The following is a 15,145-nucleotide window of genomic DNA, read 5'->3' on the forward strand; positions in this document are numbered from 1 at the left end:
CCTCGTGCGGTGCGGTCACAGCACCAGGGAGTCACAGCACTAGTGCTGCTCCGCGCAAGTTCGTGGAGGGGTGCTGCGGTTGGAAGCTCCTGTAGATCGTCAAGCGGTCTGAAGGAGCGGTTTCGGTGTGGTCGATGGACGGCTGTGGCGATCAGTCGGGAAACGGTCGGAGGCCACCTCGCTGATCACCTGCCGGGCCTGCTTCATGAAAGCGCGCGGCTGGCGTCCCACTCGTACGACAAAGGCTTCAACACGCCATCGACCGGGTGAGATGCGGCGGCACGTGGATGGGTGCTGGCTATGTTGCGTCCACCGAGGGCAATGTGTAAGGGCTGCCCGGGGCAGGGAGCAGGAGTGGGTCGATGGGGCAAAAGTATCTTCAGCGTTTCGTCTACAGCGAGGGTGTCACCAAGCCTGCACTCGATGAGGCGTGGGGCAACGCCTTCAAGGCGTTCGCCCGGTCGGGCAACTGGGGTGATGTCGACAGCGGCGTCGTGCACCACCAGACGTACGGCACTGGGTGGGGTGGGTACGCCCTGATCGAAGTGGAGGACCCCGAGGCCTTCGGGCGCTACCAGATGTTCCACAACCAGACCTACGGCCACGTCGTCCACGTCACCTTCGAACCCCTGTGGGACATGGACCGGGCGTTCGAGGCGACCGTCCGTGACCTGAAGTGACTGTGTGACGCGCATGGCGGCCCCTCGCCCGGGCTCGGGCGAGGGGCCCCTGTGGTGCTGTCAGGCGGGGGGTGTCGAGGGAGAGGCCGCCGGCGCAGTCGAGGCAGTCTTCGGGACTGCCGGAGGGCAGTCCCGTGGGGAGGAAGTTGTCCTGGTAGCCGCCCCGGCTTGCGAGGTAAAGGGCGAAGCCCCAGGTATGCAGGACTCCGGTGAAGCGCAGGCGGCACAACGGGAGTTCCTCCCCGCCCTTCAGTTCGGCTGTCACGTAGGCGAATCCGGCGCGGAAGCGGACGTCGACCCGGGCCTGTTGCGGCCAGCGTGCCTGAGCGTGGGTGTTCAGACGCTGGCGCAGGTGATGCTGCATGGATTCCGGGGGGGCTTCGGCACGGGGCCCATCCTGCCGGGTCTGGTACCCGGTCCGCCGTGATCGTCTGCCGTGCATGGTGAAGGACGGGCGGGGACGGCGGTCGCGGTGGTGCTCGAGCGGGAGGTCCGCGAGCGGCTGGCACGAACGGTCTGCTCGCCTAAGTCCCAGGTGCGGGCGGTATTGCGAGCCCGGATCGTGCTCGCGGCGGCGGAGGGGCGGGCCAACGGCGCGATAGCCCGGGAACTGGAGGTCAGCGTGAACACGGTGCGCAAGTGGCGGGGCCGGTTCGCCGTCGGCGGCCCGGAAGTACTGCGGGACGCCGAGCGGTCGGGACGGCCGAGGACCTACGGGTCCCATGTGCGGGTGGCGATCGTGGCCACGGCCACCAGCGCACCGCCGCATCCGGAAGCGATCTGGTCGCACCGGACCATCACCGCGCGGGTCGCGCAGACCTGCTTCGCGCCGGTCTCAGCCTCGCAAGCCGGGCGGATCCTGGCGGACCCGGGGCGCGAGGAGCGGTCGGTCATGCCTGCCTCACCGAGGGTTCGGTAGCGGGCGGCCCACCGCTGGGCCGTGGTCGGTGAGACCTGGAAGCGTTCGGCTGCCCGGCGCAGTGGCCAGCCGTCGTCGACCACGCAGCGGGCCAGGCGCAGGCGGCCGGTCTCGGTCAGGGGTGCATTACGGTGGGGCATGAGGGCCTTCTGCTGGTTGGTGTAGACGTCGCAATCCACACCGAACCCGGAAGGCCCTCACCCGTTCAAGACGCCTCAGCCGAGACCTCCATCACTCGTCCACAACCTCCCGGGGCAATACACCTAGTCCGTCGGCTGGGCGCTGGTGGCGAGGGTGCCGCAGAGGGCCGCGGTGGCGGGGCCGGTCGCGTACGGATCGGTGCCCGCCGGGCCGGTCGCGCTGGTCCGCTCGCCCGCGAGCAGGGGCCGCAGCTGTGCGGAGACGTCGGCCGAACAGGCCTGCGGCCCGGCCTCCACATAGCTGAACTGCAGCTCGACCCGGTGCAGCCGCAGGTCATCGCGGTCGAACCGGAAGTGCAGCTCACGGCGGACGGTGAAGAGCGAGGCCGCCTTGTCCGGGCCGGACGCGGCCGGGCGCAGGGCGTACGTGAAGGTGTGGTCGGACGTCACGTCGAGGGTGTCCCGGCCGGACTCGGCGTAGTGGAACGTGCCCTGCACCCGCACCTGGGGGTCGGCGAGTGCCACTTTGGCCGGATCGAAGCGCACCAGCCAGCCGGTGGCGGCGTGGCGGCCGTCGTCGGCCGGGTTGTCGACGCTCTGGTCGAACTGGGCGAACAGCTCCGGATCGAGCAGCGCCCGCACCTGGTGCACGGACTTGCCGGTCAGCACCTGCGGGTCGAGGGACGACTGGACCAGATACTCCCTGGCGGTGGTCACACCGGCGATGATCTGGCTCTCGGAGAAGTGGGCGGTCCTGCGGACGGCCGGGAGGTTGATGCCGTCGGCGCCGGTGCGGAACTGGGCGGCCGGACTGTGGTCGAACAGGCGGGCCACGTCGATGCCGGGGACGACGGTCTGCGGGGCCAGGGGTATCACGGTCATCCGCAGGGGCTCGGCGGCGACGCTGCCGCCGCCGGGCTGGTAGGGGTGGCGCAGGCCCATGTACACGGCGGTACCGAACGCGATGAAGAGGAGGACCACCAGCGCGACTATCTGCTTGGTGAAGGGCCGGAAGGACCAGCCGGGACGGCTGCGCACCGCACGCGCGTGCTCACGCATCCGTTCCTGGGCGGAGAACTCCTGGAGGCGGGCAGCACGAACGAACGACTCGTCGAAGACGACGGATCGGTACTCGTCCTCACCTCCGCCGGGGAGGCCCTCCGGGGTCCCCTCGGGTGGCTCTCCACGCCCTGCCATACCTTCAGGGTAGGTCGCGGGAGGGGCCGGTAAACGCGCTGCTACGCGACAAGTTCTGACGAGTTCCCACGCGGTTGTGCAGGGCGGGGTCAGAGCATGGTCAGGACAGGGTCAGAGCATCGTCAGGGCAGGGTCAGAAGATGGTCGGAGCGCTGTCAGGACGGGGGAAAGTCCTGGTCAGGGGTGGGGTGGGTGGGGGGCGTGGGTTGGGTGGGGAGCGGGCGGGGGGAGGCCCCCTCCCCCTGCCGGACCCCGATCAACGCCGCCTCCAGCCCCGCTCAGGCCCCGCTCAAGCCCCCTCCAGCCCCCTCAAGGCCGACGTGGCACAGCCGATACCGCAGGTGCCGAGTAGTCCGCCGAGGCGGTCGGGCCGACGGTGGCTGGAATGGGCAGCCCGGACCTGTCCACATTGCTCGGCGGCCCGGACCCGTCCATGCTGCTCGGCAGCCCGGGCTTGTCCACGTTGCTCGGCAGCCCGGACCGGTCCACGTTGCTCGGTAGCCCGGGCTTGTCCACGTTGCTGGTGGCCGGGAGCGGGGCGGGGTCGCCACGGCTGCTGGAGGCGCCCCGGTAGACGGCCGCGAAGGCCAGGGCGACCATGCCGATGCCCATGATCAGGGCGAGCAGCCAGGCGACGGGGCGGTGCCAGCGGGCCCGGCCGCGGTAGGGGCGCAGGGCACCGCCGTGGGGGCCGTAGGGGCCGGTTTCGGCCCCGCCGGGGAAGGCGGAGCCGTAGGGGTCGGGGCCGTGGGCGGGGTAGGTGAAGTCGTCGTCGGTTCCCGCGCCCGCGCGGGCTCTGGCCGCTTCGGCCTCGGCGCGCGCCTGGGCGGCGGCCAACAGCCGTTCCACGGCGCTCGGTTCGTGGATTTCGGCGGCTCGTACGAAGTCCTCGTCGAAGACCACGGAGGCGAATGCGTCGTCCGCGCCCCCGCGGTCGTCGTCGGGCTCCCAGCCGTCCGGGAACGGCCTGCCCCCCACGTCGTCCGGCACGGGTTCAGCGTAGCCCCGGCGCGGTCGTTTTGGGCAGGGAGTGTCCGAATCTCCCCCTCGGATCCCCCTCGGATCCCCCTCGGATCCCTCCTCGATCGCCCCTTCGGGCCCCCTGGGACCTCGGGCGAGCCCCGGGCGGGCGCCCAACCGGGCGACCCGGCTACCGCACGTGCCCGTCCCCCGTGACGATGTACTTGGTGGAGGTGAGCTCCGGCAGGCCCATCGGGCCTCGGGCGTGGAGCTTCTGGGTGGAGATGCCGATCTCGGCGCCGAAGCCGAACTGGCCGCCGTCGGTGAACCGGGTGGAGGCGTTCACGGCGACGGTGGTGGAGTCGACCAGTTGGGTGAAGCGGCGGGCCGCGGCCTGGGAGGTGGTGACGATCGCCTCGGTGTGGCCGGAGGTCCACTGCCGGATGTGGGCGACGGCCGCGTCCAGGGAGTCGACGACGGCGGCGGCGATGTCGTACGAGAGGTACTCGGTCTCCCAGTCCTCGGCGGTGGCCGCGACGACGGTCGCCTTGGCGGCGTCGGCGTAGGACTGGACGCGCTCGTCGGCGTGGACGGTGACGCCGGCCTGGGCGAGCGCGTCGAGGGCGCGGGGCAGGAAGGCGTCGGCGATGTCCCGGTGGACGAGGAGGGTCTCGGCGGCGTTGCACACGGACGGGCGCGAGGCCTTGGAGTTGATGAGGATGTCGACGGCCATGTCGAGGTCGGCCTGGGCGTCCACGTAGACGTGGCAGTTGCCGGTGCCGGTCTCGATGACGGGGACGGTGGACTCCTCGACGACGGTGCGGATGAGGGAGGCGCCGCCGCGCGGGATGAGGACGTCGACGAGGCCGCGGGCGCGCATCAACTCGCGTACGGAGTCGCGGGATTCGCCGGGGACGAGCTGGACGGCGTCGGCGGGGAGTCCGGCGCCGCTGACGGCGTCGCGCAGCACCTGGACGAGCGCGGTGTTGGACTCGTACGCGGAGGACGAGCCGCGCAGCAGGACGGCGTTGCCGGACTTGAGGCAGAGGGCGGCGGCGTCGACGGTCACATTCGGCCGGGCTTCGTAGATGATCCCGACGACGCCGAGGGGCACTCTGACCTGGCGCAGGTCGATGCCGTTGGGGAGGGTGGAGCCGCGGACGACTTCGCCGACGGGGTCGGGCAGCGCGGCGACGTCGCGTACGTCGGAGGCGATGGCGCGGACCCGTTCGGGGGTGAGGGTGAGGCGGTCGACGACGGTCTCGCTGGTCCCGGCCTCGCGAGCCTTGGCGATGTCGAGGGCGTTGGCCTCGACGATCTCCTGGGTGCGTACTTCGAGCGCGTCGGCGATCGCGAGGAGCGCGTCGTCCTTGGCCGAGCGCGGCAATGGCGCGATATCGGCGGCGGCGGTGCGGGCCCGGTGGGCGGCCTGGGTGACCGGGGACAGGTTCTCGTACGGGGAAAACGCGCTCATGTCCGCAGGGTAGTGCTCCGGGCGTCGGCGTTCCGCACGGATTCCACTCCCCGAGACGACGCTCTCACGTTCCGGTCGGCTGCGCGCCCGGGTCACCGTGGTCTCGGCAACGGCCTGGGCGTCGGCAATGGTCTGGGCGTCGGCAATGACCTGGGCATCGGTACAGGCCGGGGCGCCGTCAAAAGCCTGGGCGCCGCCACATGCCGTGGCCCCGACAGAAGCCGGGCCGTCGGCCAGAACCGAGGCGTCGGCGAGCACCGGGTCATCCGCGGGAACCGGGACGTCGGCAAGCACCGGACCCTCGGCGAGAGCCGGGACGTCAAAAGGGATGGACCCCGACGGGCGCGGCCGGTGGTGGTCCGTAGCCCTCGGCGAGGCGCTGGTGGTAGGTCTCGCGGTCGATGACTTCCAGGCCGACGATCTCCCAGGGCGGGAGTTTGGCGGTGGAGCGGTGTTCGCCCCAGAGCCGGAGGGCGACGGCGGCCGCGTCGTGCAGGTCGCGGGCCTCTTCCCAGTAGCGGATCTCGGCGTGGTCGTTGGCGTATCTGCTGGTCAGTAAGAAGGGGTGGTCGTGGGCGAGCTGTTCGAGGCCGCGCCGGACCTCTTTGAGCGGGGCTTCGGCGCCGGAGACGCTGAGGGTGATGTGCCAGAGCCTGGGGGTGTCCCCGGGCTGCTCGCGCTCCTCGGTCTCCGCTATGGCGGCCCCTGTTCCCACGCTGGTCAGGGCCCGCCCTTCTTCTCCCACGGCCCTGCGGGCGTGGGTTCCCCCGACTCGGGGCGCCGCCCCCGGGCGTGCTCGTCTCACCGGCGGCCTCCTGTGATGCTGTGATGCGGTGCAGTACCCCCCGCGGGTCGCCCCCGCGAGTACCCCGCAACAAAGTTGACCAGTCCGGGCAGGGTCGCGGGGCGGTTTTCGTGAAGGTGTCTGTCCGAGGGCTGGACTTTCAGCCGTTTCAGGGGTGGAGAACGACCAGATCGTCCCTGTGTACGACTTCGCGCTCGTACTCCGGGCCGAGTTCGCGCGCGAGTTCGCGGGTGGAGCGGCCGAGGAGCTGCGGGATCTCCTTGGCGTCGAAGTTGACGAGGCCGCGGGCTACGGCGCGGCCGCTGGTGTCGCGCAGTTCGACGGGGTCGCCGGCGCTGAACTCGCCTTCGACGGCGGCGATTCCGGCGGGCAGCAGGGAGGAGTGGCGTTCGACGACCGCGCGTACGGCTCCGTCGTCGAGGACGAGGTGGCCCTGGGGGGTGGAGGCGTGGGCGAGCCACAGGAGGCGGTCGGCGGAGCGGCGGCCGGTGCGGTGGAAGTAGGTGCCGGTGTCGCGTCCGGCGAGGGCGTCGGCGGCGTGGCTGGCGGAGGTGAGGACGACGGGGACGCCGGCGGCGGCGGCGATGCGGGCGGCTTCGACCTTGGTGACCATGCCGCCGGTGCCGACGCCGGCTTTGCCGGCGCTGCCGATCTGTACGTGGGCGATGTCGTCGGGGCCGTGTACTTCGCCGATGCGGGTGGTGCCGGGGGTGCTGGGGTCGCCGTCGTAGAGGCCGTCGACGTCGGAGAGGAGGACGAGGAGGTCGGCGCGGACGAGGTGGGCGACGAGGGCGGCGAGCCGGTCGTTGTCGCCGAAGCGGATCTCGTCGGTGGCGACGGTGTCGTTCTCGTTGACGACGGGCAGGGCGCCCATGGCGAGGAGCTGGTCGAGGGTGCGGTAGGCGTTGCGGTAGTGGGCGCGGCGGCTGGTGTCGTCGCTGGTGAGCAGGACTTGTCCGACGCGTACGCCGTAGCGGGCGAAGGAGGCGGTGTAGCGGGCGACGAGCAGGCCCTGGCCGACGCTGGCGGCGGCCTGCTGGCGGGCGAGGTCCTTGGGGCGGCGGCGCAGGCCGAGAGGGGCGAGTCCGGCGGCGATGGCGCCGGAGGAGACCAGCACTATTTCCTTCTCGCCGCCGCTGCGGGCCTTGGCGAGGACGTCGACGAGGGCGTCGACGCGGTCGGCGTCGAGGCCGCCGGAGGCGGTGGTGAGGGAGGACGAGCCCACCTTGACGACGATCCTGCGGGCCTGGGTCACGTACTGCCTTGCCACTGTCACACCGGGGAATCTATGCCAGGCCGGGGCCTGGGCGCACGGCCGTTTCGAGCGTTGGACGGGCCTGGGACGGGCCTGCGCCGGGCGTGGGACGGGCCCCGGACGAACGTGGGACGGGCCCCGGACGAACGTGGGACAGGCCCCCGCGCGGGCGTGGGACGGCCCCGCACGGCCGTGGGACGGCCCCCCGCCGTACGTGGACGAGCCCCCGCCCGGCTGGGGCAGGGACCGTCCGGGGTCCCGCGCAGGGGGCTCAGCCGCGCAGGGGACTCAGCCGCGCGGGTGGCGCAGCTGCCAGCCCTCCCAAGCCGAGGTGACCATGGCGCGGATGTCGTGGCGGGCGCTCCAGTCGAGTTCCTTGGTGATGAGCTCGGCGGAGGCGACGACGCGGGCCGGGTCGCCGGGGCGGCGCGGGGCGACCTCGGGGGCGGGCTCGGTGATGCCGGTGACCTCGCGGATGATGTCGACCATTTCGGCGACGGAGGCGCCTTCGCCGCGGCCGATGTTGAGGATGAGCGCGGCGCCGGGGTCGGTGGCGAGCCGGTGGGCGGCGGCGACATGGGCGGCGGCGATGTCCTCGACGTGGATGTAGTCGCGGACGCAGGTGCCGTCGGGGGTGGCGTAGTCGTCGCCGAAGATCAGCGGCGGCTTGCCCTCGGTGAGGCGCTCGAAGACCATCGGGACGAGGTTGAAGATCCCGGGGTCGCCGAGTTCGGGGGAGGCGGCGCCGGCCACGTTGAAGTAGCGCAGTGAGGCGGTGGCCATGCCGTGGGCCTTGCCGACGGCGCTGACGAGCCATTCGCCGGCGAGCTTGGTCTCGCCGTACGGGCTCATGGGCAGGCATTCGGTCTGCTCGGTGACGAGGTCGACGTCGGGCATGCCGTAGACGGCGGCGGAGGAGGAGAACAGGAAGCGGCGCACGCCGGCTTCGGCGGCGGCTTCCAGGACGGTGCGCAGTCCTTCGACGTTCTCGCGGTAGTAGTGGAGGGGGCGTTCGACGGATTCGCCGACCTGCTTCTTGGCGGCGATGTGGATGACGCCGTCGACGTCGTTCTCGCGCAGGACGCGGTCGAGGACGTCGCGGTCGAGGACGGTGCCGCGCTCCAGGCGGACGCCTTCGGGCAGCCGGGCCGCGTCTCCGGTGCTGAGGTCGTCGAGGACGACGACCTGCTCACCGCCGTCGACGAGGGCCTTCACCACGTGAGATCCGATGTAACCGGCACCGCCTGTGATCATCCAAGTCATGCGGACAGTCTAGGAGGCGGCCCGCGCCCGGTGGCCGGGCCCGGCGCCCGTACTCCTGTGACTTTTCGTACGAAGGTGAGGGCGCTGTAAGGACGGGGCGCGCGGGCCGGGAGTGGCCGGTGTCACGAGGCGTACGGGAGGGATGCGCACGCCCCCGTTCGCCCCCGGTCCGCCCCGGCCGGGTCGGGGCGGACCGGTGTGTCGGTCAGACGGTGCCCGCGCGTGGCGGGACCCTGGTGACCGCGGGGGTGGTGTTGAGGCCGAGCGTGACCAGGGCGACGCCTTCGCCGGCGCCCTGGACGACGGCGGGGGCGCCGACCATGAAGCCGGAGGACGCGTCGCCGTGGAGGGTGACTTGCTTGCCGCTGTCGACCATCTCGATGGAGCCGGTGCCGCTGCGCGAGGTGAGCATGGCGCCGCCGGTGGCGAGGTCCTGGCCGTCGACGAGGGCGACCAGGCCGTAGCCGGTGACCTTCTGGTCGGGCAGTTCGGTCCAGCGGCCGGCCTGGCCGCCGCGCAGCTGGGCGATGTTGACCTGGTCGCTGGAGGGCTTGTGGTAGGCGAGCAGGATGGAGCCGTCCTTGGCGGTGACCGCGTCGGGGGCGTCGCCGGGGCGGGTCTTGAGGCCGCGGGCGGCGCGCACCATGGCGCCTCCGGCGTCCTTCTGGGCCCAGTGTTCGACCCAGCCGAAGGCGGAGCCGAAGACGTGGACGCGGCCGTCGCCGTCGACGGCGGCGGCGAGGCCTTCCTGGATCTGGCCGCCGCCGGGCAGCTTCTGCCACGGCGACCAGGTGCCCTGCTTGTCGCGGATGCGGGTGCTGATGCCCTTGGCGGCGTTGCGTACGAAGACGTGGACGGTGCCGTCGGGGGCGGCGACCGCGGTGGGCGGGCCGGTCAGGCGGCTGCGGCGGGGGTCGGTCTCGGGGTTGCCGAGGCTGGTCCAGCGCTCCTCGAAGTCGCCGCCGGCGCTCTTCTGCTGGAGCACCACTATCTCGCGGGTGTCGTCCTTGTCGGTGGCGCCCAGGTTGGTGAAGCGCAGGCCGACGACGAGGTGGCGTCCGTCGGCGGCGGCGACCGCGCTGAGGGCGGGGGCGAGCGGGCCGCCGCCGAGGTCCTCGGCCGCGCCCCAGCCGCCGCTGAAGGGGCCGGACTCGCGCCAGCGGGCGGCGCGGGTACCGAGCACGGCGTACGCGCTCATCCGGCCGTCCTTGTCCACGACGACCTTGGGGCCGGCGGTCGGGTAGCGGCGGTGGGTGGAGCGGACCCAGCCCTTCTTGGACTTGAGGACGCCGTTGAGGCCGACGGAGTAGTCGCCGCAGCCGGAGGCGTTGCCGCAGTTCCAGCTGGAGGCACCGCCGTAGGCGTTGAGGTAGTCGGTCTTCTGGTGGACGGTGTCATTGGGCAGGTTGTAGGGCCAGCGCTGGTTGTAGTAGCCGCGGAAGGCCTCGGTGAGGAAGCCGGGGGTGCGCGAGCCCTCGGTGCTGCCCTGGCCCCACTGGGCGAGCGCGCGCCAGGTGAACAGGGCGACGGCGGTGTGGTCGGGGTGGTCGGAGTAGCCGACCTGGTCGCTGCCGCGCGGGTGGAGCTTGTCGTGGACCTGGGCGTCGGGGTCCGGGTCGAGCGTGCGCACCAGCGTGGGCCGGTACTTGCGCATCAGGAACACCAGCGCTTCGGTGAGCTCGTCGCGGCTGTAGGTGTACTTCTCGCGAACCGGGGACTCGGGGGTGGGCTGGGTGCGCAGCACCACGCCGGGGGTGTTCCACAGCTGCGTCATGCCGACCCAGCCGCGGCCGGTCTTCTCGTGCATCCGCACGCCGAGGAAGATCAGTTCGGCGCGGCGGCCGTTGTACTCCAGGACGTTGAGCTCGGCCTCGCGCCCGCCGGGCAGCTTGAGGGCGGTGCGCGTCCAGGGGGTGAACAGGGTCGCGCCGAGCATCCGGGCGTACGCCTGGCGCAGGCCCTGCTGACGCGCGGAGACGTAGGCGGGCACGTCGGGGCGGGCCTTGGGCTCGCCGGGTGCCTGGTTGACGCCGAAGGAGCCGCCGCCGGTGACGTACACGGAGACGACCGGGACGCCCCGCTCGATCGTGTGGAGCGTGTCCGGGTTCATGAAGAACAGGTCGTCGTCCGGGTGCGCCACGATCGCCATGGCGAGCGGGCGGCCCGGGGTGTCGAAGCTGCTGCGGCGGTCGACCGGCAGCAGTGCCACGGGCTTCGGTGGTTCACTTGTGACGGCAGCGCCTCTGGCCGACGGGTGCTTGCTGTCGCACCCGGCGATCGCGCCGGCTGCCACTACCCCCGCCATCGAAGCCAGCACGGCACGCCGGGAGGCCACCTGGCGTCCCATCATCGGCCAGCGTCCCATGTCCTTCTCCCACTCCCCGCTCCACGTTCATCTGCGATCAAGCAGACCGCCACCCGAGGAGAGGGCGGAAACTTCGTTTGGGTTCCACTCGATGAAGCAATCGTGATGCATCGATAGAATTACGAAGCAACTTGCCGATCTTACGCATTATTGGCAGCATGCAACGCTGACCATTAGCCCAGACGAGAGCTAGGTTCACCGTGAGTGACTCACTGCTGCCCTATGCGGTGGGCGCCGCCAAGCGGGCGCGCCGCGCGGCAGTACGTATGCGCCGACGTGTCGAGCAGATGCATACCGTACCGGCCATCGACGGAGTCAAGCCGCGGCCGCTGCTGCGGCCGGTGCACTTCTCGGTCTCCGGTGGGCGCACCCTCAACTTCGCGGTGAGCTTCCCGCGCCGCCCGGAGGCGGTCGGCGCGGCCCATCTGGAGATGTCGCGCGGGCGCAAGGTCGTCCGTGTGGAGCTGGAGCAGGAGCCGCAGAGTGACGGAAGTCTCCTTCTGACGGCCACCGCGCCGCTGCGTCATGACGACCCGTCGGAGACCGGCACCCGCGGTCCGGTGCTCTCGTCCGGTATGTGGCGGATGGAGGTCGTGGTCACCGAAAGCGATGGCCACGAGCTGCGGGCGAAGATCGCGTCGGCTCCCGTGGAGTCGTCCGACGGCCCGACCCTGTCCACCTCGCCGTCCCCCACGAGCGGCGCGGTCTTCCGTCCGGTCCGCTCGGTCGACGGCCGCTCGATGCTGAACGTGCGCGGCCCGCGCCACCAGGCCGAGCTCACCTCGTTCGAGCTGCGCTGGGACCGGATCGTGGTGCACGGCCGGCTCATCGCGCCCAAGGCGCCCCTTCAGGAGTACGTCGCGGAGGCGGTGCTGCGGCGCGGCAGCAAGGCGGCCGCGGTCACCCCCGAGTGGGACGGCGACCGTTTCACCTTCGACGTGCCGCTCGCCGAGATGGCGGTCGGCCGCGCCACCCGCACCTGGGACATGCATCTGAAGGCCGGTGGAAACCGGATCAAGATCGCCCGGCGGCTGACCGACGTACGTCACCCCAAGCAGGTCTACCGGACACCGTTCCGTATCGTCGCTCTCGACAACGGTTCGCTGGCGCGGGTGCACGCCTATGTGACCCCGGCCGGCGTGCTCGCCGTGTCCTGTACCGGATTCGGAACCGCCCCCCGTGGCGCAGAGGAAGTTGCATGAAGATCACGTTTCTGCTCACCTGGGGCGACGAGATGGGCGGCACCGAGATGGCCGCCTACACCCAGGCGATCCATCTCGCTCCCCGGCACGACGTCGAGGTGCTGAGCGTCTTCAAGACCCGCCCGGAGCCGTTCTTCGCCGCGGCCCAGCAGGTCAAGCGGCGTTACCTGGTGGACAGGACCGGATCCTACGGACGCCCGGTGCGCACCAGCGCCCTGGACGAGAACGCCTGCCGGACGCTGGAGTCGCTGCCGAGCGAACTGATCAAGCCGTCCTGGGAGTCCACGTTCGACCGGCTCTCCGACATCGAGATGACGGCCGCCCTCGGCTCCCTCGACTCCGACGTGCTGGTGACCACCACCCCGGCGCTGCTCGCGGCGGCCGCCGAGCTCGCCCCGTCCCGGGTCGTCACCGTGCACCAGGAGCACCGCGCCTCCCAGCTGCGCGGCGTCTCCGGTGAGCCGCTGCTGGTCTACGGCCCGCGCGTCGACGCGCTGGTGTCGCTGACCGAGCGCACCAACGACTGGTTCTCGGACTCGCTGCGCGAGGCGGCGCCCGAGCTCGCGGCGATCCCCAACGCGGTGCCCGACGGCTACCGTCCGCGCGCCGACCTGGAGTCCAAGACGATCGTCCTGGCTGCCCGGATGACCCCGGAGAAGCAGCTGGACCACGCCATCCACGCCTTCCAGCGGATCGCCACGGACTTCCCCGACTGGCAGCTGCGGATCTTCGGCGACGGCCCGCAGGAGGTGCGGCTGCGCCGCCTCGTCGAGGGCCTGGGCATGCACTCGCGCATCGAACTGGTCGGCCGCTCCTCGCAGATGGAGCAGGAGTGGGCCAAGGCCAGCGTCTGTCTGCTGCCCTCGCGCAACGAGGCCTTCCCGCTGGTGCTCCTGGAGATGTTCGCGGCCGGCGTGCCGGTCATCGCGTACGACATCGTCACCGGGCCCGCCGAGATCATCCGCCACGACGTGGACGGGCTGCTCGTGCCGCCCGGCGACATCGACTCGCTGTCCGCCGCGATGGCCCGCCTGATGGGCGAGGACGAGACGCGGCACGCGTTCGGCAAGGCCGCCCGCAAGGGCGTGTACGAGCGGTTCGGCGGCGAGGACATCACCGCCCGCTGGGAGCAGCTCTTCACCAAGCTGGTCGCCCGCCGCGACACCCCCGAGCGCCTCGCCCAGCGCGCCGACCGCACCGCGCTGCGCATCGCGGCCGGCGGCACCCGCAGCTTCAGCGTCGCCGCCCCCGTCTCGGCCCTGTCGAACTCGGCGGACGAGCAGAAGGCCCGCGAGGTGATGATCCAGGCGCAGGACCGCACCGGGACGCTGATCCGGTCGGCCGGCCGCCTCGCCGAGCAGCGCGACGACGTCACCGGTCCGCGCATGGCCCAGCTGAACCTGGAGATCACCGCGAAGGTCCTGGAGGACGCGGGGATCCCGTACATCGTGCTGCGTCACGACGCGGGCGTCGCCTACCGGGTGGCCGTGCCGGTGGAGATGCGCCGCCGGGTGATGGAGGCGATGTCGAGCGCCCTGCACGGCAAGCCCGTCTACGCGGAGCTCGTCACGCCGCGCGGCGCGGCGCCCGGCGCGGTGCTCGCCGAGCGCCTCGGCGACGTGGGCGAGGTCGCGGGTCTGCGCGTCTTCAAGCCGATCACCTCCGAGAGCCGCACCCTGCGGTACGGGCCGGCCTACGGGTGCAGCCTGGAGTTCTGGACGGAGTCGGAGGAGGACGGCTGGCGCGAGACGCCCCGGCTGACCACCCTGCTCGGCCGCCGTCTGCCGAACCTGGAGGCGACCGCGAAGCTGCGGGTCGGCGAGCGGGACTACCCGACGCTCGCGCAGTTCACCAAGCAGCTGATGTGGGACGTCGACTACCCGATCGACGTCGTCTACACCTGGGTCGACGACACCGACCCGGCCTGGCAGGGCCGCCGCGACGCGGTGCGCCGCAGCCGGAACATGCCGACCAACGACGCCGACAGCGGTGACGTGCGCTTCCGCAACCGCGACGAGCTGCGCTACTCGCTGCGCTCCCTGGAGATGTTCGCGCCCTGGGTGCGCACCATCTACCTGGTCACCGACGACCAGACGCCGGAGTGGCTGGACACCGAGCAGTCCGGCATCAAGGTGGTCAGCCACCGCGAGATCTTCAAGGACGCGGCGTGGCTGCCGACGTTCAACTCGCACGCCATCGAGAGCCAGCTGTACCGGATCGAGGGCCTGGCCGAGCACTTCCTCTACCTCAACGACGACGTGTTCATCGGCCGTCCGCTCAACCCGTCGTCGTTCTTCCTGAGCAACGGCGTGGCCAAGTTCTTCCGGTCGCCGACCGCCGTCCCGCCGACCGAACCGTCCCCGGACGACGAGGGCTACTTCGCGGCGGCGAAGAACAACCGGGCGCTCCTGGAGGAGGCGTTCGGGCGGACCGCGACGACGAGCTTCCTGCACGCGCCGCACCCGCTGCGCCGCAGTGTGCTGACCGAGATCGCCGAGAAGTTCCCGGAGGAGGTGGGCCGTACCGCGGCCAACCCGTTCCGCGCCAACTCGGACCTGTCGATCACGTCCTCGCTCCACCACCACTACGGCTACCTGATCGGCAGCTCGGTGCCGAGCGCGATCTCGTGCAGCTACATCAACGTGGGCAACTACGACCACCACACGGTGCTGACCCGGCTGCTCGCCGAGCGCGCCCACGACGTGTTCTGCATCGGCGAGTCCGCCGACGCGGAGGTGTCGGTGGAGGAGCAGGACCGCGTACTGCGGGCGTTCCTGAGCGCGTACTTCCCGGTGAAGTCGCGGTTCGAGCGGGACTGACGCGGCTGACGCGTCGGATACGGAGAAAGGGGCTCGCCCCGGCCTTTCGGCCGGGGCGAGCCCCTT

Annotated in this window: 10 protein-coding genes and 2 pseudogenes; 4 read left to right on the forward strand and 8 right to left on the reverse strand. The window is 71.5% G+C overall.

The features are described 5' to 3' along the window. Window positions 1–362: 362 nt before the first annotated feature. On the forward strand, window positions 363–680 hold the full coding sequence (locus AB0G17_RS24150; protein ID WP_361386435.1) for a hypothetical protein: 318 nt from the start codon (window positions 363–365) through the stop codon (window positions 678–680). Window positions 681–1,227: 547 nt separating this feature from the next. Next, window positions 1,228–1,599, forward strand: a pseudogene (locus AB0G17_RS24155) (helix-turn-helix domain-containing protein); the annotation flags it as partial. Here the strand turns inward: AB0G17_RS24155 and AB0G17_RS24160 are convergent. From AB0G17_RS24160 to AB0G17_RS24195, 8 genes and pseudogenes are all read right to left on the reverse strand, one after another. Then, window positions 1,551–1,739, reverse strand: a pseudogene (locus tag AB0G17_RS24160) (leucine zipper domain-containing protein); the annotation flags it as partial. The pseudogenes AB0G17_RS24155 and AB0G17_RS24160 sit on opposite strands and share 49 nt — an antisense overlap. Window positions 1,740–1,862: 123 nt before the next feature. After that, entirely contained in the window at window positions 1,863–2,936 is a 1,074-nt protein-coding gene (locus AB0G17_RS24165; protein WP_361386438.1) for a hypothetical protein, read from the reverse strand. A gap of 309 nt (window positions 2,937–3,245) precedes the next feature. Continuing rightward, window positions 3,246–3,926 carry a hypothetical protein gene (locus tag AB0G17_RS24170; RefSeq protein ID WP_361386441.1) on the reverse strand — a complete coding sequence of 227 codons (681 nt, stop codon included), beginning with the start codon at window positions 3,924–3,926 and terminating at the stop codon, window positions 3,246–3,248. Window positions 3,927–4,086: 160 nt separating this feature from the next. After that, a complete protein-coding gene (locus AB0G17_RS24175) occupies window positions 4,087–5,370 on the reverse strand; it encodes a glutamate-5-semialdehyde dehydrogenase (protein WP_361386444.1) in 1,284 nt (427 codons plus the stop codon). A gap of 319 nt (window positions 5,371–5,689) precedes the next feature. Then, window positions 5,690–6,175 (reverse strand): hypothetical protein, encoded by a 486-nt coding sequence (locus tag AB0G17_RS24180; RefSeq protein ID WP_361386447.1) that lies wholly within the window; start codon window positions 6,173–6,175, stop codon window positions 5,690–5,692. Between the two features lie 148 nt (window positions 6,176–6,323). Further along, window positions 6,324–7,451, reverse strand: coding sequence for a glutamate 5-kinase (proB, locus tag AB0G17_RS24185; protein ID WP_361386450.1), 1,128 nt, complete (start codon window positions 7,449–7,451; stop codon window positions 6,324–6,326). A 267-nt stretch (window positions 7,452–7,718) separates the two neighbouring features. Further along, on the reverse strand, window positions 7,719–8,693 hold the full coding sequence (gene galE / locus AB0G17_RS24190; RefSeq protein WP_361386453.1) for a UDP-glucose 4-epimerase GalE: 975 nt from the start codon (window positions 8,691–8,693) through the stop codon (window positions 7,719–7,721). A gap of 205 nt (window positions 8,694–8,898) precedes the next feature. After that, window positions 8,899–10,902, reverse strand: coding sequence for a PIG-L family deacetylase (locus AB0G17_RS24195; RefSeq protein WP_361386456.1), 2,004 nt, complete (start codon window positions 10,900–10,902; stop codon window positions 8,899–8,901). A gap of 356 nt (window positions 10,903–11,258) precedes the next feature. Here AB0G17_RS24195 and AB0G17_RS24200 point away from each other — a divergent pair, with 356 nt between their 5' ends. Further along, window positions 11,259–12,260: a hypothetical protein gene (locus AB0G17_RS24200; protein WP_361386459.1), complete on the forward strand. Its 1,002-nt coding sequence runs from the start codon at window positions 11,259–11,261 to the stop codon at window positions 12,258–12,260. Continuing rightward, entirely contained in the window at window positions 12,257–15,079 is a 2,823-nt protein-coding gene (locus tag AB0G17_RS24205) for a stealth conserved region 3 domain-containing protein (protein WP_361386462.1), read from the forward strand. Before AB0G17_RS24200 ends, AB0G17_RS24205 begins: the two co-directional genes overlap by 4 nt. Window positions 15,080–15,145: the final 66 nt, after the last annotated feature.

It is taken from the genome of Streptomyces sp. NPDC023838 (genome assembly GCF_040639555.1).
GTDB lineage: Bacteria > Actinomycetota > Actinomycetes > Streptomycetales > Streptomycetaceae > Streptomyces.